22 protein-coding genes and 1 pseudogene are annotated in these 22,401 nt (G+C 24.7%); 15 read left to right on the top strand and 8 right to left on the bottom strand.

Annotated features, from left to right (window positions below; translation table 11 throughout):
• Positions 1 to 5: 5 nt before the first annotated feature.
• The 6 genes from nuoG to ndhC form a co-directional block, all read right to left on the bottom strand.
• A complete protein-coding gene (gene nuoG / locus AB4W46_RS00620; protein WP_367678615.1) occupies positions 6 to 2,714 on the bottom strand; it encodes an NADH-quinone oxidoreductase subunit NuoG in 2,709 nt (902 codons plus the stop codon).
• A 92-nt stretch (positions 2,715 to 2,806) separates the two neighbouring features.
• Positions 2,807 to 4,096 carry an NADH-quinone oxidoreductase subunit NuoF gene (gene nuoF, locus AB4W46_RS00615; protein ID WP_367678614.1) on the bottom strand — a complete coding sequence of 430 codons (1,290 nt, stop codon included), beginning with the start codon at positions 4,094 to 4,096 and terminating at the stop codon, positions 2,807 to 2,809.
• Positions 4,083 to 4,571, bottom strand: coding sequence for an NADH-quinone oxidoreductase subunit NuoE (gene nuoE / locus AB4W46_RS00610; protein ID WP_367678613.1), 489 nt, complete (start codon positions 4,569 to 4,571; stop codon positions 4,083 to 4,085). The genes nuoF and nuoE overlap by 14 nt, the downstream gene beginning before the upstream one ends.
• Before the next feature lie 36 nt (positions 4,572 to 4,607).
• Positions 4,608 to 6,347, bottom strand: coding sequence for an NADH-quinone oxidoreductase subunit C/D (gene nuoC, locus AB4W46_RS00605; RefSeq protein ID WP_367678612.1), 1,740 nt, complete (start codon positions 6,345 to 6,347; stop codon positions 4,608 to 4,610).
• Positions 6,348 to 6,443: 96 nt separating this feature from the next.
• On the bottom strand, positions 6,444 to 7,115 hold the full coding sequence (locus AB4W46_RS00600) for an NADH-quinone oxidoreductase subunit B (protein ID WP_367678611.1): 672 nt from the start codon (positions 7,113 to 7,115) through the stop codon (positions 6,444 to 6,446).
• 43 nt (positions 7,116 to 7,158) lie between these two features.
• Positions 7,159 to 7,539: an NADH-quinone oxidoreductase subunit A gene (ndhC, locus tag AB4W46_RS00595; RefSeq protein WP_367678610.1), complete on the bottom strand. Its 381-nt coding sequence runs from the start codon at positions 7,537 to 7,539 to the stop codon at positions 7,159 to 7,161.
• A gap of 319 nt (positions 7,540 to 7,858) precedes the next feature.
• Here ndhC and dnaK point away from each other — a divergent pair, with 319 nt between their 5' ends.
• Positions 7,859 to 9,778: a molecular chaperone DnaK gene (gene dnaK, locus AB4W46_RS00590; RefSeq protein ID WP_367678609.1), complete on the top strand. Its 1,920-nt coding sequence runs from the start codon at positions 7,859 to 7,861 to the stop codon at positions 9,776 to 9,778.
• A gap of 97 nt (positions 9,779 to 9,875) precedes the next feature.
• A complete protein-coding gene (dnaJ, locus tag AB4W46_RS00585) occupies positions 9,876 to 11,018 on the top strand; it encodes a molecular chaperone DnaJ (RefSeq protein ID WP_367678608.1) in 1,143 nt (380 codons plus the stop codon).
• A gap of 77 nt (positions 11,019 to 11,095) precedes the next feature.
• Here dnaJ and rpsT read toward each other — a convergent pair whose 3' ends face one another.
• Entirely contained in the window at positions 11,096 to 11,368 is a 273-nt protein-coding gene (gene rpsT / locus AB4W46_RS00580; protein WP_367678607.1) for a 30S ribosomal protein S20, read from the bottom strand.
• Positions 11,369 to 11,569: 201 nt separating this feature from the next.
• Here rpsT and ileS point away from each other — a divergent pair, with 201 nt between their 5' ends.
• From ileS to AB4W46_RS00520, 12 genes and pseudogenes are all read left to right on the top strand, one after another.
• On the top strand, positions 11,570 to 14,380 hold the full coding sequence (gene ileS, locus AB4W46_RS00575; RefSeq protein WP_367678685.1) for an isoleucine--tRNA ligase: 2,811 nt from the start codon (positions 11,570 to 11,572) through the stop codon (positions 14,378 to 14,380).
• Positions 14,355 to 14,795 carry a signal peptidase II gene (locus tag AB4W46_RS00570; RefSeq protein ID WP_367678606.1) on the top strand — a complete coding sequence of 147 codons (441 nt, stop codon included), beginning with the start codon at positions 14,355 to 14,357 and terminating at the stop codon, positions 14,793 to 14,795. Before ileS ends, AB4W46_RS00570 begins: the two co-directional genes overlap by 26 nt.
• Before the next feature lie 109 nt (positions 14,796 to 14,904).
• Entirely contained in the window at positions 14,905 to 15,723 is an 819-nt protein-coding gene (dapB, locus tag AB4W46_RS00565) for a 4-hydroxy-tetrahydrodipicolinate reductase (RefSeq protein WP_367678605.1), read from the top strand.
• Positions 15,724 to 15,795: 72 nt separating this feature from the next.
• Positions 15,796 to 16,179: a carbamoyl-phosphate synthase domain-containing protein gene (locus AB4W46_RS00560; RefSeq protein WP_367678604.1), complete on the top strand. Its 384-nt coding sequence runs from the start codon at positions 15,796 to 15,798 to the stop codon at positions 16,177 to 16,179.
• A gap of 223 nt (positions 16,180 to 16,402) precedes the next feature.
• Positions 16,403 to 16,692 (top strand): annotated as a pseudogene (locus AB4W46_RS00555) (hypothetical protein).
• Positions 16,693 to 16,744: 52 nt separating this feature from the next.
• On the top strand, positions 16,745 to 16,885 hold the full coding sequence (locus AB4W46_RS00550; RefSeq protein ID WP_367678684.1) for a glutamine amidotransferase-related protein: 141 nt from the start codon (positions 16,745 to 16,747) through the stop codon (positions 16,883 to 16,885).
• A gap of 42 nt (positions 16,886 to 16,927) precedes the next feature.
• Positions 16,928 to 17,170, top strand: coding sequence for a hypothetical protein (locus AB4W46_RS00545; protein ID WP_367678603.1), 243 nt, complete (start codon positions 16,928 to 16,930; stop codon positions 17,168 to 17,170).
• Positions 17,171 to 17,194: 24 nt separating this feature from the next.
• The gene (locus AB4W46_RS00540; RefSeq protein ID WP_367678602.1) at positions 17,195 to 17,977 is read left to right on the top strand and encodes a hypothetical protein; all 783 of its coding nucleotides are present in this window, start codon (positions 17,195 to 17,197) and stop codon (positions 17,975 to 17,977) included.
• Between the two features lie 80 nt (positions 17,978 to 18,057).
• The gene (locus AB4W46_RS00535) at positions 18,058 to 18,564 is read left to right on the top strand and encodes a hypothetical protein (RefSeq protein WP_367678601.1); all 507 of its coding nucleotides are present in this window, start codon (positions 18,058 to 18,060) and stop codon (positions 18,562 to 18,564) included.
• A gap of 150 nt (positions 18,565 to 18,714) precedes the next feature.
• Complete coding sequence (locus AB4W46_RS00530; RefSeq protein ID WP_367678600.1) at positions 18,715 to 18,879, top strand: hypothetical protein; 165 nt, start codon at positions 18,715 to 18,717, stop codon at positions 18,877 to 18,879.
• Positions 18,851 to 19,738 carry an ATP-grasp domain-containing protein gene (locus tag AB4W46_RS00525; RefSeq protein WP_367678599.1) on the top strand — a complete coding sequence of 296 codons (888 nt, stop codon included), beginning with the start codon at positions 18,851 to 18,853 and terminating at the stop codon, positions 19,736 to 19,738. The genes AB4W46_RS00530 and AB4W46_RS00525 overlap by 29 nt, the downstream gene beginning before the upstream one ends.
• 282 nt (positions 19,739 to 20,020) lie before the next feature.
• A complete protein-coding gene (locus AB4W46_RS00520; protein ID WP_367678598.1) occupies positions 20,021 to 20,143 on the top strand; it encodes a hypothetical protein in 123 nt (40 codons plus the stop codon).
• A 564-nt stretch (positions 20,144 to 20,707) separates the two neighbouring features.
• Here the strand turns inward: AB4W46_RS00520 and rsmA are convergent.
• Positions 20,708 to 21,517 (bottom strand): 16S rRNA (adenine(1518)-N(6)/adenine(1519)-N(6))-dimethyltransferase RsmA, encoded by an 810-nt coding sequence (gene rsmA, locus AB4W46_RS00515; RefSeq protein WP_367678597.1) that lies wholly within the window; start codon positions 21,515 to 21,517, stop codon positions 20,708 to 20,710.
• Between the two features lie 138 nt (positions 21,518 to 21,655).
• Between rsmA and AB4W46_RS00510 the strand changes: the two genes are divergently transcribed.
• On the top strand, positions 21,656 to 22,288 hold the full coding sequence (locus tag AB4W46_RS00510; protein ID WP_367678596.1) for a DedA family protein: 633 nt from the start codon (positions 21,656 to 21,658) through the stop codon (positions 22,286 to 22,288).
• The last annotated feature ends 113 nt before the right edge of the window (positions 22,289 to 22,401 follow it).

Here is a 22,401-nt window from a genome sequence, read left to right as displayed (position 1 = left end):
AACGTTTATATTATACTCCTAATATCATTTATAGTTTTTCCAATCAATTCCATAGGAACATTTGGAAATCCTAACGGTAAACCAAGATGTTGTAAAGGTAATGTATGAGAAAATTTAACATAAAACTGAAAATTTTGATTAAATAATTTTAATTCAATCAATGAATCATGATTTAAATTTAATATTTTTTGATATTTAATACTTATTAATGCATATAAAACAGAACATTTATTTCTAATAATAATTGAATATTGACTTAATTCTTCACTACCGAATAGGCAGTAATATGGAACAATTCTCCATTCTTTAGATGAATCCTGAGAATGATAAATTTTATGTAGAAAATATTTGCAATTCGAATGCTCTTGATCAAATATTCGAATTCCAGAATTAAAACGACTAGATTTTAATAAATATTTATTTAATGATTGTAAAGAATTCCAACCTGGAGACCATGAAAATGGAATATATGAAGAATTTTGATCCGGTTGTTGTATACCCTCCATAGAAAATGAAAAAATGGTATCATGATCGATTTTTTGACCTGGTTCATGAATATTTAATGCAGAATATATTGCTGTTCTACTACTTGCTCGATGTGATAATCTTGCAATTTTTTGATTTTTAATTCTATATTTTGAATTTGGTGCAACATATTTTACTTTGTTTAATACTTTTATTGAATCACTGTATTCTTGAATTACATCATCAACTGTAACATTAATATCAATCATGTAATAAAAATTGTAATAAATTTTATATAACCATTTCCAACCATCTAAAATGCATGATTTTTTATCATACACCTTAGGATCAAAAACCGAAAAAAACCTTTGAGCTCTTCCTTCATAATTAATCAAAGTTCCATTACTTTCAAAAATATTTTTTATTGGTAAAAAACATGTACTATTTTTAACAGTTGATGTATTTTGATGATCAAAAACAACAATATGTTTTAATTTTTTTAACATGTTATTAATTTTTTCCTTACAAAATGAACGATATAAATCATTTTCTAAAATCATTAACACATCAACATTATTACTCATAATTTTATGAAAAATTTTTTCTATTGAAAAATCTGACATAATTCCAATACCAATACTATTTGAAGAAGGTGTTAACAGAACTAATCCAACATCCTGATTTCTTTTTTTTAAAATTCGAGCAATATTTACAGAAGACTTAATTAAATTTAAACTACAAGAATGTGATCCAGAAATAATTAATGGTTTTCGACATGAAGATAAATGATTAGAAATATTAAAAATATCTTTTAATACATGAGAATCCAAATTTTTAAAATTATTTGATGTATTAGAGATATGATTTTCAATAGCAGAAGCAAATATTTCCTGATCCTTAACTGATGCATGATATTTTATTTCAGAAATATCATCTAATTTAGTTTCATGTGTATAAATAGTATAAACAAAATTTTTTTTATTAGATACATTTAATAATGCTGCACTATGCCATTTAGGAATACTATTAAAAAAATTATTATCTATTTTTTTTTTATTGTTCAATTGCCGAATACTTAATGCCATTCTTGATGCAGTTTGAGTGATATCTTCACCTAAAATTAAAACTACATCATAATCTTCAATTTCAGATAATGTTGGAATATAAATACCGCTATTACTTAAAATATCAATGATTAAATTTAAACACTGTTGTTCTATTTCTAAAAGACCACTAGAAAAATTTTTTACACCAACTAATTTTCTTAATGCAAAATTATTTTCTATACTAGATCTAATAGATCCAATACCAATAACATTTTTATATTTTTTTAATATTTTAGATATTAATTGGATAGAATCATTCACACCAAGATGAATATTTTTTCCTTTAGAAATAAAAAATGGAATCTTACAACGAGAGGATGCATGTATGTAATGATAACCAAAACGACCTAAATCGCATAAAAAATAACGATTAATACTTTCATGATATCTATTTTCTAATTTACCAACAATTCCGTACTTTTCACCAACAATCACATTACATCCAATACTACAATGTTGACAAATACTAGGTGAATGCTGCAAATCCCATTTTCTATTATAATAATTTTGAGATAATTTATCCACAAAAACTCCAGTAGGACATACCTCAATCAAATTTCCAGAAAATTCGCTTTTTAAATCACCATCCTTAAATCTACCAAAATAAATATTATTACTAATGCCATATACACCAAAATCACTTCCTCCAGCATAATCTTTATAATATCTTATACATCTATAACATCCAATACATCGATTCATATTATGTGATATAAAATTACCTAAATACTGATTATGATGCACACGTTTTTGAAATTTATATCTTCTAAGATTATGTCTTGTCATCACCGTCATATCTTGAAGATGACAATTTCCAGCTTCTTCACATACTGGACAATCATGTGGGTGATTTGTCATTAATAATTCTATGATTCCTTTTCTAAATTTTTGTACTTCATTATCCATAGTAGAAATAATAGAATTATTCATTACTGGAGTCATACATGACATTACCAATTTTCCAGTTTTATCATTTCGATCATTATATTGCTTTACAGCACATAATCTACATACACCAACACTTCCCAATTCTGGATGCCAACAAAAATAAGGTACATCAATATCTAATGATAAACACGTTTGTAATAAATTATTTGATACATCTACCTGATATTGATTGCCATTAATATGTATTACATTCATCACTATTAATCCTAAAGATATGAAAGTTTATTAATAACTTTATAAATTATATATTAAAAATCATATTTAAATATCCATTATTTAATAAAAGACTATGATGATCTAAAATTTAAAATTCCTTTTTCGAATTCTGATTTAAATATTCTTATTGCACTCTGTAACGGTTCTATGGCTCCAGGTGCATGCGCACAAACAGTTTTACCAGGACCTAATTGATAACATAGATCTTTTAAAATCTTAAAATCGCTTTTTTGAGCACGACCACATTCAAATTCTTTTAAAATTTTTACTATCCAAGGTAAACCTTCACGACAAGGAGTACATAAACCACAAGATTCACGAGAAAAAAACTTCTCTAAATTTAATACCAATGATACCATGCTAACCGTATGATCAACAACCATAGCAATTCCTGTACCAAATCTACTTCCAGCTTTTGCAATGCTTTCAAAATCCATCTTAACATCAAGGTCACTCTCAGTTAAAAAATCTGTTCCCGCACCACCTGGTTGCCAAGCTTTTAATTGAAAACCATTTTTCATACCACCAGCATAATTTTCTAACAATTCCCTTGCAGTAATTCCAAATGGAACCTCCCAAACACCAGGAAAATTTACTCTACCGGAAAAACCCATCAGTTTTGTTCCTGCATCTTTACTACGAGATAAATTTTGATACCATAATGCTCCATGAGAAATAATAGAAGGAATATTAGACAATGTTTCAACATTATTGATACATGTTGGTTTACCCCATAAACCTACTGAAGCAGGAAAAGGAGGTTTTAATCTCGGATTAGCTCGTTTACCTTCCAAAGAATTTATTAAAGCAGTTTCTTCTCCACAAATATATCTTCCAGCTCCAGTATGTATAATAATTTCAAAACTAAAATCACTTCCTAAAATATTTTTTCCAAGATATCCAAAATTTTTAGCTTCTAAAATAGCACGTTGTAAATTTTTTTTTGCTTCTACATATTCACCTCTTAGAAAAATATATGCAACTGATGCTTCTATTGCAAATCCAGAAATTAAAATCCCTTCAAGAACTTGATGAGGAATTTTTTCTAATAATAACCGATCTTTATACGTTCCCGGTTCCATTTCATCAGCATTGCATAATAAGTATCTTGGAATTTTATTGATTTTCTTAGGCATTAAACTCCATTTCATACCTGTAGAAAAACCTCCTCCCCCTCTTCCTTTTAATCCAGATTGCTTAATTATGTTAATAATTTCAATTGGATTCATATTTTTTAATGTTTTTTTTAAAGCAAAATATCCATTTTTTTTACAATATTCATCAATCCAAACCGGATTATGATCAGAATTCAACCACCAAGTTAATGGATGAGTTTCTGAACTTTTATCAAGATTTTTCATTTATATTCTCTAATAAAGTTTTTATATCATTAATATTAATATTAGAATAAGTAACATCATTAATCATCATTACAGGAGCTTTATCACAATTTCCTAAACATGAAATTGGTAAAAGAGTAAATTTATTATCTATAGTAGTTTGACCTAAATTAATTCTCAAAAAACATTTTAAAAAATATTCTATTTGATTACTACCCATCATATAACAAACAACACTATCACAATAACGAATTACGTATTTACCAACAGGCCTACGATAAATTTGACTATAAAATGTTGCTACTTCTTCCAGTGTACTTTCAGAAACACATAAAACTTTTGCAATATCTTTTATAATATCATCAGATATCCATCCTCGAGAAGATTGTACAATTTTTAAAGCTTCAATGCATACAGCTTGTGTATTTTCATAATATTTTTTTTCTTTTTTAATGCGATACAATTCTATTGCAGTTAATTTATTTTTTTTTAACATATACATATACTTTTAAAAAATTAATATTAAATTCATTTATCGATCAACATCAGACATTACAAAATCAATACTACCAAGATAAACAATTAAATCTGATATCAAACTACCACGAATTACGTGAGGTATTTGTTGTAAATGAGGAAAACTCGGAGTACGAATGCGAGTACGGTAACTCATAGTATTACCATCGCTAATTAAGTAATAACTATTAATACCCTTTGTAGCTTCAATCATTTGAAAACTCTCATTAATAGGCATTACAGTACCCCATGAAACCTGAAGAAAGTGAGTAATTAAAGTTTCAATGTTATGCAGTGTTGATTCTTTAAAAGGAGGAGTTGTTAAAGGATGATCTGCTTTAAATGGACCTGTTGGCATATTATGTAAACATTGTTTTAAAATAATTAAACTTTGCTTAATCTCTTCAATTTTTAATCTGACACGAGTATAACAATCACTGACACCATCACCAATAGGAACTGAAAAATCAAAATATTCATATCCAGAATACGGTCTTTTTTTTCTTACATCAAAATCAATTCCTGTAGCTCTTAAACCAGCACCAGTCACCCCCCAATTTAATGCATCTTCTTGAGTATAACAAGCAACACCTTGAGATCGATTTATCAAAATACTATTTTTAAATGCTGCTTGAACATATGAATCTAAACGCTTTGGCATCCAATCTAAAAATTCTGATAATAATTTATTCCAACCATTTGGTAAATCATGAGCAACACCACCAATTCTAAACCATGCTGGATGCATACGAGCACCAGTAATAGATTCAATAATATCGTATATTTTTTGACGATCCGTAAACGCTAAAAATACAGGAGTCATTGCACCAACATCTTGAATAAATGTCGAAACATATAATAAATGACTATTAATTCTAAATAATTCAGATAACATGATTCGTATTACTTTAACTCGATCCGGAACAATAATATTTGCTAATTTTTCTACCGCTAACACATAAGGCATTTCATTTACACAACCTCCAAGATATTCAATACGATCAGTATATGGAATATAACTATGCCATGATTGACGTTCAGCCATTTTTTCAGCACCTCGATGATGATAACCAATATCTGGTACACAATCTATAATTTCCTCTCCATCTAATTGCAAAATTATACGAAATGCCCCATGAGCTGAAGGGTGATTTGGTCCAAGATTTAAAAACATAAAATCTGTATTATTATTTTTTTTTAACATCCCCCAATCTTTAGGATTAAATTGTAAATCCTTCATGGATTGAGATTCAAGATTTGGATTTAAAAAAAAAGGTTTCAATTCTGTAGCACGAGCAGGATAATCTTTTCTCAAAGGATAACCCACCCAATTTTTTGGCATAATGATTCGTGTTAAATTTGGATGATGATCAAAAATAATACCAAACATCTCCCATGTTTCTCTTTCGTACCAATTTGCATTTGGAAAAATTTTAGTTGCTGTCGGGACATGTAAATCATTTTCTAATAATGGAACTTTAAGTAAAATATCTAAATTATCATAAACAGAAAATAAATGATAAAATACTGAAAAATCTGAAATAGGTAAATCTTTTCGATATTTTCTAAAGCGTTCATCAACTCCATGTAAATCAAATAACATATTATATTTTTGTGGTGATACTTTTAAAAAAAGCATCACTTCTAATACAATATTTTTATTTACCCAAAGTACTGGTAATCCCATGCATGTCTTCTGAATAGTAAAATTTATGTTTTTAAACTGAAAAAATAACTTTTGAAATACAATATTCATAATTAATCTACTCAAAATATTTTACAAAAATGATATCAGTAATAAAAATTTTATGTACATAAAATATAAACTATACAATAAGAATTTTTATCTACACTATACCTGATCCGGATTACGTAAATCATAAACTTGTTCATTTAAACTTCTTTTTTTATCTTTTTGTGACTTCATATTTGCTCGATAAACACCCTGTTCACCTACTATCCATGATAATGGTCGACGTTCTTGACTAATTGCTTCTTGTAATAACATTAAACCTTGTATGTATGCTTCAGGTCGAGGGGGACAACCAGGAATATAAACATCTACAGGTAAAAATTTATCTACCCCTTGTACAACAGAATAAATATCATACATACCGCCAGAATTTGCACATGAACCCATAGAAATTACCCATTTTGGTTCTAACATTTGATCATATAATCGTTGTATCACAGGAACCATTTTAATAAATGGCGTACCGGAAATTACCATAACGTCAGATTGTCTTGGAGATGCTCGTAATACTTCTGAACCAAAACGAGCAATATCATGTACAGCAGTAAAAGAAGTTACCATTTCTACATAACAACAAGACAATCCAAAATTATACGGCCATAAAGAATTCTTTCGACTCCAATTAACTAATTTATGCAATAATGAAGTTAATTTACTTGTAAAAACATTATTTTTTATCGTAACTTTTAATGGATCTTCAACTTTTTTTTTGGAATGCTGAGGATAACGATTAATAGAATCAGTATTAATTCTTGTTAAAGTATATTTCATATTTTTTCCAAAATGATATAAAAATTTAATTAAAAATATTATTTTAATGAATATTAATCGATTTTTTAGGAACCCATTGGAAAATCCTCTCTTTTACAAAATACAATAAAGATAACAATAGAAAAAATATAAAAAAAGACACTTCGTAAAAACCAATCCATCCAATGCGTTTAATATTTACAGACCAAGAATATAAATATATTGCTTCTATATCAAATATTAAAAAAAATACTGCTATTAAATAAAACTTTATTGAAAGTCGTAATTCCGTATTACCACACGCAATAATTCCTGATTCAAAAGGAATATGTTTACTTCTAGAAACCGTTCGTTGACCTAATAACCATCCACCAAGTAACATAATTCCACATATAATAAAAGAAAATAAAATAAAACATATGAAACCCAAGATTTGTAAATTCAAATTTTATATCCTTATCTAAAAAAAGATTTTTATAATTCATAATAAAACTTATAAAATAAAATACAGTATCTAAAATAATCTATAATACTTCTATGTATAACACACGTGTAATATGTTATTATTCTAAGAATCAACCATAAAAAATCAATCACAAATAAAAAAAATATAAATATTTTGAATAAAAGACTTGATGAAACATATCAATACCTTATCTTGTTCTTATAACAAGAATTTAAAAATAAAAAATTTATAAATAAAAGATTCTACAATACTAATATTCAATTATTTTAAAATAAAAACGAACTAAGGAAAATAAAAAATGGGAAAAATTATTGGAATAGATTTAGGAACTACTAATTCTTGTATTGCAATTATCGATGGAAAAACACCAAAAGTATTAGAAAATACCGAAGGTGATCGTACCACTCCATCCATCATAGCATACACTAAAGATGGAGAAATTTTAGTAGGGCAACCAGCAAAAAGACAAGCAATTACAAATCCAAAAAATACATTATTTGCCATTAAAAGATTAATGGGTAGAAAGTTTAAAGACCAAGAAGTACAAAATGATATTTCAATTATGCCCTATGAAATTATCAATACAAAAAATGGTGACGCTTGGATTAATGTAAAAGGAAAAAAAATTGCACCACCTCAAATTTCTGCTGAAATTCTAAAAAAAATGAAAAAAACTGCAGAAAATTATTTAGGTGAAAAAGTAACAGAAGCAGTAATTACCGTACCAGCTTACTTTAATGATGCACAAAGACAAGCTACAAAAGATGCAGGAAAAATCGCAGGTTTAGAAGTAAAACGTATCATTAATGAACCAACAGCTGCAGCTTTAGCGTATGGATTAGATAAAAGTCCTGGAAATAAAATCGTTGCTGTATATGATTTAGGGGGAGGAACATTTGATATTTCAATAATTGAAATCGACAATGTTGATCAAGAAAAAACATTTGAAGTACTTGCTACAAATGGGGATACACATCTTGGAGGAGAAGATTTTGATAGTAGATTAATTAATCATTTAGTTGAAGAATTTAAAAAAGAACAAGGTATGGACTTAAGAAATGATGCACTTGCTATGCAAAGATTAAAAGAAGCAGCTGAAAAAACAAAAATTGAATTATCTTCTACTCAACAAAGTGATGTAAACTTACCATATATTACTGCTGATTCTAATGGACCAAAGCATTTAAATATTAAAATAACAAGATCTAAATTAGAAGCACTAGTATCAGATTTAATTCAAAAATCTATTGAACCATTAAAAATAGCTTTAAAAGATGCAAATTTATCTGTACAAGATATTCACGACATCATACTCGTTGGTGGTCAAACAAGAATGCCTCTTGTACAAGAAACAGTAGAAAAATTTTTTAATAAAAAACCAAGAAAAGATGTGAATCCTGATGAGGCTGTAGCAATAGGAGCAGCAGTACAAGGAGGGGTATTATCTGGAGATGTAAAAGATGTATTATTATTAGATGTAACACCTTTATCATTAGGAATAGAGACTATGGGTGGTATTATGACACCTTTAATCACAAAAAACACTACTATCCCTACTAAACATAGTCAAGTATTTTCTACAGCAGAAGATAATCAATCTGCAGTTACCATACATATTTTACAAGGTGAAAGAAAAAGATCAACTGATAATAAATCTTTAGGTCAATTCAATCTAGATGGAATACAACCAGCACCACGAGGAATGCCTCAAATTGAAGTAACATTTGATATTGATGCAGACGGTATATTACACGTTTCAGCAAAAGATAAAAAAACAGGAAAAGAACAAAAAATTACAATTCAAGCATCATCTGGACTAAATGAAAATGAAATAAAAAAAATGATATCAGATGCAGAAATTAATTCTGAAGCAGATAAACAATTTGAAGAACTAATTAAAATTAAAAATCAAGGTGATCAAATTGTACATAGTACAAAAAAACAACTAAAAGATGTAAAAAATCAATTAAAAGATGAAGAATATCAAGAAATTAATAAAAAAATTAATGAACTAAACGATACTCTTAAAGAAGATAATAAACTAAACATAGAAAATAAAATACAAGAACTAATAAAAATATCAGGTAAATTAATGGAAATGAAACAAAAACAAAATATTAAAGATACACAAACACAAAAAAATGATACAAACAAAAAAGATGAAAATGTCGTTGATGCAGAATATGAAGAAGTAAAAGATCAAAAAAATAAAAAATAAAAATTACAATTAAAGTATCCTAAACGATTAATAATACGGACGTATACCTAAAAAATTACGTCCGTTATCAAAATACAGAACTATTCAGGAAAATAGAATGACAAAAAAAGATTATTATGAAATGTTAGGTATTTCAAAATCATCCAATGATCGTGAGATAAAAAAAGCTTATAAAAAACTTGCTATGAAATATCATCCTGATCGTAATCAAGGAAACAAACAATCTGAAAAAAAATTCAAAGAAATAAAAGAAGCTTATGAAATTTTAATTGATCCAAAAAAAAGATCCATATACGATCAACACGGTCATTCTGCCTTTGATCAAGGCGGTTTTTCAAACCAATCATCTTTTGATCAAAGTTTTTCTCATAACTCAGATTTCGGTGATATTTTTGGAGATGTTTTCGGTGACATATTTGGTAATAAAAAACAATCTCAAGCACAAAGAGGATCAGATTTACAATATAATCTAGAATTAAACCTCGAATCTGCAGTAAAAGGAATTAGAAAAGAAATATCAATCCCTACATTACAATCATGTAATTCATGTAAAGGAAGTGGATCTAATTTTGGAGAAAAACCTAAAAAATGTTATAAATGTCATGGTCATGGTCAAATACATATTAGACAAGGATTTTTTTCAGTACAACAAACATGCTCTAATTGTCAAGGATCAGGTGAAATAATTTCAAATCCATGTTTTTATTGTAAAGGTAGTGGTCGGATACAAAAAACAAAAAAAATCATAGTAAAAATTCCACCTGGAGTTGATAATAATGATAAAATTAAATTAAATAATGAAGGAGAAGCTGGAAAAAATGGTGCTCCATCAGGAGATTTATATATAAAAATAATTGTAAATAATCATCCAATATTTACAAGAAAAATCAACGATTTATACTGTGAAATCCCAATTAATTTTTGTATGGCAGCATTAGGTGGTAATATAGAAGTACCAACCATAGACGGTAAAATTAAAATTACAATACCATCTGAAACACAATCAGGAAAAACCTTTCGTATTAAAGGAAGAGGTGTAAATTCAATTCGTACTCACAAAGTTGGAGATTTATTATGTCGAGTCATTATAGAAACACCAGTAAATTTAAACAACCAACAAAAACAATTATTAAGATTACTAGAAAGTAGTTTGAATGAAAATAATATAGAAAAAAACAACCCGAAATCAAAAAAATTTTTTGATGGAGTAAAAAAATTTTTTGATGATTTAACAAAATAATTTAAAAGTATTGCTTCATGAAAATATTATAAAAAATATGAAGCAGTACTAGATATAATGTATTAAATTTTATCATTTTAATACGATTCGGGTAAACTTTTAATTTTAAAATAAAATTTAGATTTATATCGTGCTGCTTTATTTTTATGTATTAAACCTTTTCTAGAAAATTTGTCTAAAATTGATTGTAATTGAACCCAAAGTTGTTGCGATAAAACTTTGTCTTTAATAAAAATTGCAGAATTTACTTTTTTAATTAATGTTCGTATCATAGTTTTTCTACTAGCATTAATCATTCTTAATTTTTGTGACTTAATTGCATGTTTTTTTGATGATTTAATATTAGACATAATATACATCCACAATTTCTTTAAAAGAATATTAATATTATATAAAATTATTTTAATTACTACAATAATTTTAACACATATTTCCATTAACAGTATTGTTCGTACATAAAATTTTCTTAATAAAAAAGATAACAAAAATCAATAAAATATTTAAATCATCTTTAAAAACTAGATTTTATAATAAATTAAAATGAGAATTATATAATGTCATATAAAAAAACCTTAAATTTACCAAAAACTAAATTTCCCATGAAAGCCAATTTATTCAAAAAAGAAAATGATATTTTAAAAATATGGAATACGGATAATATTTATCAAATCATACAAAATAAAAAAAAAAAAAAAGAAAAATTTTTATTGCATGATGGACCTCCATACGCAAATGGAAAAATTCACATTGGTCATGCAGTTAATAAAATATTAAAAGACATCATAATAAAATCACAAACATTATCTGGAAAAAATACACCATATGTACCTTTTTGGGACTGTCATGGATTACCTATTGAGAATCAAATTGAAAAACAATTTGTAACAATTGAAAAAAATATTAAAAAAGATAAATTTCGAAGTTTATGTCGTAAATACGTTAATACTCAATTTAAACAACAAAAATCTGACTTTATTAGATTAGGAGTTTTCGGAGACTGGGAAAATTCACAATTAACTATGAATCCAAAACTAGAAGCTAATGTTATTCGTATACTAGGAAAAATTATTGAAAATAAATATTTATATCAAGGATTAAAACCAGTACATTGGTGTACAAAATGCCAATCAGCTTTAGCAGAAGCTGAAGTAGAATACTATAATCAAAAAACAGAATCAATAATAGTCATGTTCAAAATTTTAAATCATCAAATTATTAATAGAATGTTTAAATTACCTAATAAAAATCCAATATACATAATTATCTGGACAACAACTCCATGGAGTCTTCCAGCAAATCGAGCAATTGCAGTACATCCAGAATTAAAATATCAATTGATTCAATTAGAAAAATACCATATTATTTTAGCAAAAGATACAGTAAAAAGTGTCATGAATAAAATTAACATTCAAAACTGGAAAATAATTCAAACATTTTATGGAAAAAATTTAGAAAATATAAAATGTATGCATCCATTTTTAATATTCAATATCCCAATTATACTATCTGAACACGTTAAATTAGATACAGGAACAGGTATTGTTCATATTGCCCCAGATCACGGAGAAGACGACTATATCGTTAGTAAGAAATATAATATTCCATTAACTAATATTATTAACGAAAAAGGATATTATAATGAAAATATATGTCATGAATTAAAAAATAATACAATTTTTAATAGTAATGAGATTATCATTCAAATTTTAAAAAATAATAAAAAGCTATTACATAAAAACATAATTGAACATTCTTATCCACATTGTTGGAGACATAAAACACCAATATTTTATAGAACAACAAAACAATGGTTCATAAAAATAAATAATTCACAATTAAAAAATAAAGCAATAGAAACAATTAAGAAAATTAAATGGATTCCAGAATGTAGTTATAATTATATGTATAATATGATTAAAAATAGACCAGATTGGTGTATTTCTAGACAAAGAACATGGGGTGTACCAATAACTATTTTTACACATAAAAAAACTGGGAAAATACACCCAAAAACAATACAAATAATAAAAAAAATTTCTAAATTAGTAGAAGATCATGGATCAGAAATATGGTGGAAGATCAATAAAAAAGAAATACTAGGAGATGATTATAAAAAATATCATCAATCAAGAGATATCTTAGATGTTTGGTTTGAATCAGGATGCATACATCATTTAAAATTATATAATACAAATGAATTAAAAAATACTTCTAATATGTATTTAGAAGGTTGTGATCAATACCGAGGTTGGTTCATGTCATCATTAATAATTTCTGAAGCTATTAATAAACCTGTTCCATCTCACACTATTTTAACACACGGTTTCATTATTGATAATTCTGGAAAAAAGATGTCAAAATCAATTGGTAATGTTATTACACCTGATTCAATCATCAATAAATTTGGAGCAGATGTATTAAGATTATGGGTGGCATCTACAAATTATACTAATGACATTACTATATTGGAAGATACTTTTAAACAAACATCTGAACAATATCGAAGAATTAGAAACACAATAAGATTTTTATTAAGTAATATTTCTGATTTTAATCTACAGGATAATATGATAAATTTTTCTAAAATGATTATTTTAGATAAATGGATTCTACATCGAACAAAAAAAATACAAAAAAAAATTATAGAATTATATAAAAATTATAAATTTTACGAAATTGTAAAAATACTCATTAAATTCTGTTCCATAGATTTAGGATCATACTATTTTGATATTATTAAAGATAGACAATATACAACACAAAAAAATAGTTTAGAAAGAAGAAGCTGTCAAACAGCAATGCATTACATATTACATTCTTTAATTAGTTGGATAACACCTATTTTACCATTTACAACCCATGAAATATGGAATCATATTCCTAATTCAAATAATGAATGCATTTTTACAAAAAAATGGTTTAATAAATTAAATAAACTTCCTGAAATAGAAATCCTCAACTATGAGCATTGGAAAATACTATTTAAAATAAAAAATATCACCAATAAAATTATTGAAAATAAAATAAAAAAACAAAAAATAGAAAATAAAACAAAAACAAAAATTATACTTTATGCAAAAAAAGAATTATATGATATCATTATTATTTTAAAAAATGAATTAAAATTTTTTTTAATGGTATCTTCGGCATGCGTAAAAGAATATTTTCTTGCCCCAAAAAATATTAATAATGATGATTCAATCAATGGTTTAAAAATATTAATAACAAACTTTATAGGTGTAAAATGTCCAAGATGTTGGAATATTTTTAATAAAGTCAAAATCAAAAATATAGATCACAACATTTGCAATCGATGCAACACTAACGTTCATAAAAATGGAGAAAAACGTTATTTTGTATAAAAAATTGTACATAATATTTACAGTATGTGCGATAGATTTTTTAAGTAAATTTCTAGTTTCAAAATACTATACTTTATATTCATATAAAAAAATATTTTTTATAATAAATTTTTTTTATTTAAAAAATTATGGAATAATATTTAATATTTTTAGTAATAGCACAAAAATAGAAAAATTATCATTAATTATTATAAGTTTCATTATAATTACTATTCTTTTTCAAAAGAATATAAAAAAAAAAAATCTGAGTTATACTTTAATATTAAGTGGTGCATTAAGTAATATTATTAATAAAATATACTGTGGATTCATAATTGATTTTATAGATATTCAAATCAATATGCATCATATTATTATTTTTAATATTGCAGATATCAGCATTATTATTGGATCAATCATGATAATATATAATTAAGTATAAATTTAAAATTAAATATTACCTATATAACAAGAATTAATAATATTAAAATTATTATGTATTAGTAATTTAAAACAACATCAATTATATAAAAAATTATAACATTATGAAAAAAAAAATAATACGCATTGCAATTACTGGAGCCTATGGACGCATGGGATCACATTTAATAAAAAATATTAAAAAGTTTAATAACATAGTATTAAAACTTTTAATAATTAACAATACAGATCAAAAAATTATCAACAATAATAACATAATTATATCAAATGAAATAGAAAAACATATGAATCAATTTGATGTACTAATAGATTTCAGTACACCACAATCATCTTTAAGATATCTAAAAATTTGCCATAAAAATAATAAAAATATTGTTATTGGAACCACAGGTTTCAAAAAAAAAGAATTATATCAAATTAAAAAATATTCTAATGATATTGGAATTATACTTTCTTCTAATTTTAGTATGGGAATTAATATCATTGCTCAGATATTAAAATCTTCTGCGCAACTTTTTGATGATTCATATGATATTGAAATTTTAGAAGAGCATCATAATAAAAAACTAGATTCACCATCAGGAACAGCATTAACATTAGGAAAAATTATTGCTAAAAATAAGAAATGGGATTTTAATTCTTGTCAAGAGTACAGAAAAAACCAATTAAATCAAGCTCGTCAAAAAAAAAAAATTGGATTTTCCATAATACGTGGAGGTAATATTGTTGGAAATCATAAAATCATGTTCATTAACTCTGGAGAAAAAATCACAATTTCTCATCAAGCATATAATAGAGATACATTTTCAATTGGAGCAATAAAATCTGCAATCTGGTTAATAAAAAAAAAATCAGGATTATTCAATATGATGGACGTTATAAACGATATTGAATTAGATCATAAAAACAATGATGAATCATAAAAATAAAAAAGTTCAATATGTAAAATTATTAAAAATAAAATGTAAAAATTAGTTAAAAAATCGGAGAAAAAATTGAAAGAAGATGCATGTTTAACTTTAGAAGATGGAAGTTTCTTTAAAGAAACAGCAATTGGATTGCATGGAACTACTTTTAGTGAAGTAGTATTTAATACTTCTATGACCGATTACCAAAAGATAATAACTGATACTTCATATAAAAATCAAATTATTACATTCACATATCCAAATATTGGTAATACAGGAATCAATAACCACGATAACGAATCTCGTAGTATCAAAATTCAAGGTATCATTATAAAAAACTTATCATTAATATATAGTAATTATAAAAATACAACTAGTTTCGAACAGTATTTAAAAGATAATAATATTGTTGGAATTGCAAATATTGATACAAGGAAACTTACACATACCTTGAGAATAAAAGGTAATTAATACGAATTCATATCAAGTATTTCTACAATCATTATTGATAATACATTTGAAAATATAAAAAAATGAACCATAAAAATAATGACATAAAAAATAAAAAAAATAAAACTTATAATTGAAACATTGATAATGAAAATATAAATCATAAAACTTTAAAAATAAAAAACCAATATTTCATGTTGTAATTTATGATTTTGGTGTTAAAGAAAATATATTAAGAATATTAGTGAATTACGGATGTTACTTAACTATTGTTCTATTACATACTGAATATAAAAAAATATTATCATTAAATCTAGGTGGTATTTTATTATCCAATGGTCCTGAAGAACCTAGATCATATACTAAACAATTAAAAAATGTTAAAAAATTATTAAGAAAAAAGTACCAATATTTGGAATTTGTTTAGGTCATCAAATATTAGCTTTATCAAATAATGTAAAAATTATAAAAATGAAATTTGGAAATCATGGAAGTAATCATCCTGTAAAAACCTTAAAACAAAAAAGGTTATGATTACCACACAAAATCACAATTTTACTATTGATAAAAAAATTTACCATACAACATTCAAATTACACAACAATCTTTATTTGATGATACAATCCAAGATATTAAAATTACAAATACCAATTTTTTTGGTTTTCAAAGACATCCGGAAGCTAGTCCTGGACCTCAAGATGAAAAAATTTTTTTCATAAATTTATAAAAAAAATAGAAAATTATAAAAGAAGTTTAAATAGAAGTTAATATGCCAAAACGTACTGATATTGAATCGATTTTAACCATTGTAGCAGGACTCATAATAATTGGTCAATCTTGTGAATTTGATTACTATGGAACTCAGTCATGTTCAGCATTAAAAGAAGAAGGATATAGAATTATCTTAATCAACTCCAATCCTGCAACAATCATGACAGATCCTGATATCGCTCACTCTACTTACATTGAACCTATTCACTGGAAAAATCTAGAAGCAATCATAGAAAAATAAAGACTAGATGCAATATTACCTACTATGGGTGTACAAATTGCTTTAAATTGTATACTAAAATTATATGAAAAAAATGTACTTTCAAAATACAAAATTCAAATAATAGGTTCAAACATAAAATCTATTAAAAAATCAGAAAATCGAGAATTATTAAAAAAATCTATGAAAAATATAGGTTTAAAAGCTTCTCAATGTAATATTGCACATAATATGAAAGAAGCAGTGATAATATTAGAAAATATTGGTTTTCCATGCATTATTAGACCATCATTCACAATAGGTGGATCTGGTGGTGGTATTGCATACAATGATGATGAATTCAAAAAAATATGTAGTTCAGGTTTTAAACTATCACCAACAAAAGAAATATTAATAGATGAATCTCTTTTAGATTGGAAAGAATACGAAATGGAAGTAATAAGAAATTATCAAAATAATTGCATCATAATATGTAGTATTGAAAATATTGATCCTATGGGAATACATACAGGAGATTCAATTACAGTAGCTTCTGCACAAACTTTAACTGATAAAGAATATCAAAGAATGAGAAATGAATCCATTAAAATCCTAGAAGAAATAGGAGTAGAAACAAGAGAGGCAAATGCACAATTTGCTTTACATCCAAAAAATGATAATATGATTGTAGTTGAAATTAATCCACGAGTTTCTAGATCATCAGCTTTAGCATCTAAAGCAACTGGATTTCCTATTGAAAAAATTGCTGCAAAATTAACTATTGGATATTCTTTAGAAGAACTAAAAATGATATTACAAATTCTAATATTCCTGATTCTTTTGAATTAACACTAGATTATGTTGTTACTAAAATACCAAGATTTAATTTTGATAAATTTCCTGGCTGTAATAATAAATTAACAAATCAAATGAAATTTTTTGGAAAAGTTATGGCTATTGAAAGAAAATTTCAAGAATCAATACAAAAAACAATACAAGGATTAGAAATAGAATCCGGTGGATTTGATTCAAAAATTAATAAAAATGATATGAAAAATCTAGAAAAAATAAAATATGAATTAAAATACCCTGGATCAGAAAGATTATGGTATACTGCAGACGTAATACGAATTGGATTATCCATATCTCAAATTCATAAATTAACATCGATTGATAAATGGTATCTATCACAAATACAAGATATAATAACAATTGAAAAAATTCAGTCTACATCAATATATAATATTGATAATGAATTTTTTAAAGAAATTAAAAAAAGATTTTCTAATAAAAAAATTGCAATTTTAATGCATGAATCTGAAGATAATATACATTCCATTCGTTATAATTTAAACTTACATCCTGTTTATAAAAAAATTGATACTTGTTCAACAGAATTTCATACTGAAACACTATATATGTATTCCACTTGGTAAAAATAATGCGAATCCAATCCAATAGATAACTCAAATAAAAAAATTATAATTTTAAGAAGTTGTCCAAATCGAATTGGACAAGGAATAGAATTTGATTATTGTTGCGTACATACTGTACAATCCTTAAGAAGTGAAGGATATAAAACCATCATGATAAACTGTAATCCTGAAACTGTATCTACGAATTATAATGTATCTGATCGTTTATATTTTGAACCCATAACTTTGGAAAATATACTAGAAATTGTGAGAATTGAAAAACCTAAAAGAATAATAATTCAATTTGGTGGACAAACCCCCTCTAAAATTAGATAAAAAATTAAAAAAATTTAATATACCCATAATAGGAACAAATTCAAAAACTATTGACATTACTGAAGATCGAAATCAATTTCAAAAAATTGTATCATTATTAAAACTTAAAAAACCTGATAGTACTTCCATTACAACAACAAAAGATGAATTGGAAAAATCAAAAATCATTCAGTATCCGATTATGGTAAGACCATCATATGTTTCAGATGGACAAAGTATGAAAATTATATATTATGAAAATGATTTAAATGAATATTTTCATAATACATGCATACCATCTATAAATAACCCAATATTAATCGACAAATATTTAGAAAATTCAATAGAAATTGATGTAGATCTTGTTTGTAATATGAAACATGTTTTAATTGGTGGGATTATGGAACATATAGAACCAGCAGGAATTCAATCTGGTAATTCATCTTGTACATTACCTACATATACAATAAATAATAAAATTAAAGAAAATATCAAGAATCAAACTATAAAATTAGCACTAACTTTATGCATAAAGGGTTTAATGAATGTTCAAATTGCAATTCAAAACCAAAATATATACATTATTGAAATAAACCCTAGAGCATCACGAACAATACCTTTTATATCAAAAATCACTAGTATACCATTAGCAAAAATTGCAGCTAAAGTAATGATTGGAAAATCTTTAAAACAACAAAAATTTCATGATATAAAAATAAAATTATCACACTTCTTTGTAAAAGAATCTATATTACCATTTAATAAATTTTTAGGTATTGATCCAATATTAGGTCCAGAAATGCGTTCAACAGGAGAAGTAATGGGTATTGGAAAAACATTTTATTCAACTTTTTCAAAAAAATTTTTAGTTCGCAAATAAACATTAGAAAAATAGATCGAGTATTATTATTTATTGATATAAAAGACAAAAAATTGTTAATTTATCCATTATATTAAAACAAATAGGATATAAAATTGATACAACGAAAAAATACATAAATTCCTAAAAAATTGGGAATATCATCAAGACTAGTGTATATAAATCAGGAATTACCAAAAATTAAAGATAATATAAAAAAAATGAATATTCATGCATTATAGATACAACATCAAAAAAAAAAATAAATATAACAAGAAAAATTATTGTATCAGATTTTTATAATTGGAAAATCACATTTACTATGATACAACAATTAATGCTGCATTTGCTACTATTATGTCATTAAAAATAGATCCATATAAAACAGTTACACGTTTACAAGATATTCATAAAAAACAAAAATAAACGTATATTTAAAATATATAATGAAATATAATGGTAAAATCAATTCTTAATTATTATTAAATAATAAATCATAAAATACATCTTTTTTTTATAAAAATTATTATATTAATATTCTTTAATAAATAATAAATCACATAAAAATTATAAAATGTATAATTAAAACTTATACAATTTAATATATGAAAATATTGACATTATATGATTATAATAAAAATAAAAAATTGTTATTAAAAATTAATTTCTATAAATTAAATAAAAATTAAACATCATAAAATCATAATATTAAATATTAATTTATTTATATTTCAAATTAAAAATAAGATATACTTAAAATAAATCAATAAAATAATACTAAAAACTTAAAAAAGTAATAATAATTTATAAATATAAAAATAAACTATTGAAATACTATAATGATTAATTCATATTAACATATTATCTATTAATTATAATAATCTTTTATATAATATTATAAAATATTTTAATAATTAAAATTTTTACTATCAATTTAAAAAATCATTACATTAAATATATTTAATATCCATAATAAATCATAATATAAGTTTATTTCACTGAATGATTTAAGAGATAATCAGAAAGATTACAATACTCTTTTATCGATAAATTCTCTGCACGCAAATGAGAATTAATGTTTAATTTTAAAAAATCATCTTTATGTAATATCTTGGAAAAATTATTTTTTAATATTTTTCTTCGTGTTTTAAAAGCCAAAAATGTTATCTTTTCTAAATTACTAATTTTATTTAACGGGTACAGTGGAATTATTTTGGGAACCATTCTAATAAAGCTGGAATCTACTTTAGGGATCGGAAAAAAAGATTCTGGTAAAATATTAAAACCAATACTAATATCATAGTAACATTGTGTAATAATACTTAATCTTCCATAGGATTTATCTCCAGGTTCTGCAGTTAAACGATTTGCTACTTCTTTTTGAACCATAAAATTTATATCATATATGAATTCTGAACAATACAATAATTTTAATATTAAAGGCACTGAAATATTGTATGGTATGTTTCCAAATATTCTTAATAACTTATTGTGTTTAATAAATAAATTTTTAAAATTAAAATTTAAAACATTTGATTTATATATGAATAATTTCTTATAAAAATTAAATTTTTTTAATAATAATAATAATTTCATATCTATTTCTATAACACTTAAATGTTTTACAAGAGCGCATATCGGATCAGTTAATGCAGCTAAACCAGGACCAATTTCTACTAAAAAATCATTATAGTTCGGATGGATAAAATCAACAATTTTTTTTACTATTTTTTTGTCATGTAAAAAATGTTGACCAAGAGATTTCTGAGGAAAATATTTAAAAAGAAAAAATTTTTTCATATGTTACAATCTCAAATAATGATACTATTATAAAATATATTAAAAAATAGAAAATTATATAACTAAATAAATATTATGTAAGATACTGTAAAATATATTAATATTTTATAATGTTCATCAAATATCAAAAGACAAAATATGAAACATTGGCTATCTATTTTAATGATACATTTTACATCACATCCATTAATATTAGTAATGATCATTACATTTTTAGAATCATTAGCAATGATTGGATTATTTCTTCCTGGAATTGTATTAATGTCAACAATAGGTACATTAATTGGAAAAGGACAAATATCCTTTTTTACATCTTGGATTACCAGTATTATAGCATGTTCCATAGGAGATTATATATCGTATTATATTGGTTGGAAATTTAAAAAAATAATATATCGGATTAAAATTTTTAAAAAAAATATTCATTTATTTCATAAAATCCAGTATACATTAAATAAATACAGCACTTTTACCATATTATTCGGAAAATTTATTGGACCTACTAGACCCCTAATACCGATGATGTCAGGAATGTTGCAAATACCAATAAAAAAATTTATTTTCCCAAGTTTCATGGGATGCACAATATGGCCAATATTATATTTTATGCCTGGTATAATAACAGGAATGATGATAAAAGATCCTCATTATACTAAAAAATTATTTTCACATCATTTTTTAATATCATTAATAATTTTTATAATAATATTATTAATATATATTTTTTGGAAATATAAAAAATACCTAATAAAAAAAATAAATAATCATTAATACTTTAAAAAATCAAAAAAATAAAATAATAATATTAATAATATTACATAATCGGTACGCAAAAATTCAAAATCATAAGGATTATTTTGAATTAAAATTTCGATCATATCTTT

This window comes from Buchnera aphidicola (Panaphis juglandis) (assembly GCF_964059065.1).
Lineage (GTDB): Bacteria > Pseudomonadota > Gammaproteobacteria > Enterobacterales > Enterobacteriaceae > Buchnera_L > Buchnera_L aphidicola_AM.
Note: the sequence above shows the minus strand (reverse complement) of the source record. Positions and strands in the feature narration are given on the sequence as shown.

Bases quoted from the DNA above. Each gene is read 5' to 3' on its own strand.
- dapB (WP_367678605.1), top strand. From the start codon at position 14,905: ATGAAAAAAAAAATAATACGCATTGCAATTACTGGAGCCTATGGACGC.
- rsmA (WP_367678597.1), bottom strand. From the start codon at position 21,517: ATGAAAAAATTTTTTCTTTTTAAATATTTTCCTCAGAAATCTCTTGGT.
- nuoE (WP_367678613.1), bottom strand. From the start codon at position 4,571: ATGTTAAAAAAAAATAAATTAACTGCAATAGAATTGTATCGCATTAAA.
- rpsT (WP_367678607.1), bottom strand. From the start codon at position 11,368: ATGTCTAATATTAAATCATCAAAAAAACATGCAATTAAGTCACAAAAA.
- nuoG (WP_367678615.1), bottom strand. From the start codon at position 2,714: ATGAATGTAATACATATTAATGGCAATCAATATCAGGTAGATGTATCA.
- AB4W46_RS00540 (WP_367678602.1), top strand. From the start codon at position 17,195: ATGGGTGTACAAATTGCTTTAAATTGTATACTAAAATTATATGAAAAA.
- AB4W46_RS00600 (WP_367678611.1), bottom strand. From the start codon at position 7,115: ATGAAATATACTTTAACAAGAATTAATACTGATTCTATTAATCGTTAT.
- nuoC (WP_367678612.1), bottom strand. From the start codon at position 6,347: ATGAATATTGTATTTCAAAAGTTATTTTTTCAGTTTAAAAACATAAAT.
- dnaK (WP_367678609.1), top strand. From the start codon at position 7,859: ATGGGAAAAATTATTGGAATAGATTTAGGAACTACTAATTCTTGTATT.
- nuoF (WP_367678614.1), bottom strand. From the start codon at position 4,096: ATGAAAAATCTTGATAAAAGTTCAGAAACTCATCCATTAACTTGGTGG.
- AB4W46_RS00570 (WP_367678606.1), top strand. From the start codon at position 14,355: ATGGAGAAAAACGTTATTTTGTATAAAAAATTGTACATAATATTTACA.
- dnaJ (WP_367678608.1), top strand. From the start codon at position 9,876: ATGACAAAAAAAGATTATTATGAAATGTTAGGTATTTCAAAATCATCC.
- AB4W46_RS00530 (WP_367678600.1), top strand. From the start codon at position 18,715: ATGATAAACTGTAATCCTGAAACTGTATCTACGAATTATAATGTATCT.
- AB4W46_RS00545 (WP_367678603.1), top strand. From the start codon at position 16,928: ATGCCAAAACGTACTGATATTGAATCGATTTTAACCATTGTAGCAGGA.
- AB4W46_RS00535 (WP_367678601.1), top strand. From the start codon at position 18,058: ATGAAATTTTTTGGAAAAGTTATGGCTATTGAAAGAAAATTTCAAGAA.
- AB4W46_RS00510 (WP_367678596.1), top strand. From the start codon at position 21,656: ATGAAACATTGGCTATCTATTTTAATGATACATTTTACATCACATCCA.